General features: G+C 36.7%; 1 protein-coding gene. It reads left to right on the top strand.

What is annotated here, in order from left to right; genetic code table 11:
* Positions 1–56 precede the first annotated feature (56 nt).
* Positions 57–1,076, top strand: a 1,020-nt coding sequence (locus IDG60_RS15600) for an oleate hydratase (protein ID WP_164825848.1), incomplete at its 3' end; no start/stop codon positions are given.

Genomic DNA, 1,076 nt, shown 5'->3' with positions numbered 1-1,076 from the left:
CAATTCACAAAGGGGTATAGTCTGAGTGTATTCTAATACGAAAGGACTTGGTGGATATGTATTACAGTTATGGAAATTATGAAGCATTTGCGCGCCCTAAAAAACCTGAAAATGTAGAAAACAAATCTGCTTACTTAATCGGGTCTGGGTTAGCTTCACTTGCGGCAGCTTGTTTCTTAATTAGGGATGGTCAAATGGAAGGTTCGAAGATTCATATTTTAGAAGAGTTACCTAAAGCAGGTGGTAGTCTTGATGGTGAAAATATGCCTTTAAAAGGCTATGTTGTCCGCGGTGGTCGTGAAATGGAGAACCACTTTGAATGTTTGTGGGACTTATTCAGATCTATCCCTTCATTAGAAATCGATAACGCGTCTGTATTAGATGAGTTCTATTGGCTAAACAAAGAAGACCCTAACTATTCTCGCTGTCGTGTTATTGAGAAACAGGGTCAACGTTTAGTCACAGACGGAGACTTCACTTTGACTAAAACGGCGATTAAAGAAATTTTAGATTTATGCTTAACGAATGAAGAAGATTTAGATGATGTCAAAATAACAGATGTATTTTCCGATGACTTCTTTAATTCAAACTTTTGGATTTACTGGAAAACGATGTTTGCATTTGAACCGTGGCATTCTGCTATGGAAATGCGTCGTTATCTAATGCGATTCGTTCATCATATTGGTGGTCTCGCAGACTTTTCAGCTTTAAAATTCACTAAATATAATCAATATGAATCTTTAGTATTACCTATGGTTGAATATTTAAAATCGCATGGGGTTCAATTTGAATACGATGTAAAAGTAGAAGATATTAAAGTAGATGTTACGACAAGTCAAAAAATTGCCCGAGAAATATTAATTCACCGACATGGCAAAGCAGAGTCAATTAAACTGACTGTAGATGATCTTGTCTTTGTGACAAACGGTAGTATTACGGAAAGCTCTACGTATGGTGATAATGATACACCAGCACCACCAACTGACGAATTAGGTGGTAGTTGGACACTATGGAAAAATTTAGCGCGACAAAGTCCTGAATTTGGTAATCCTGATAAGTTTTGCCAAAATATTCCT

It is taken from the genome of Staphylococcus sp. EG-SA-2 (genome assembly GCF_017152085.1).
Note: the sequence above shows the minus strand (reverse complement) of the source record. Positions and strands in the feature narration are given on the sequence as shown.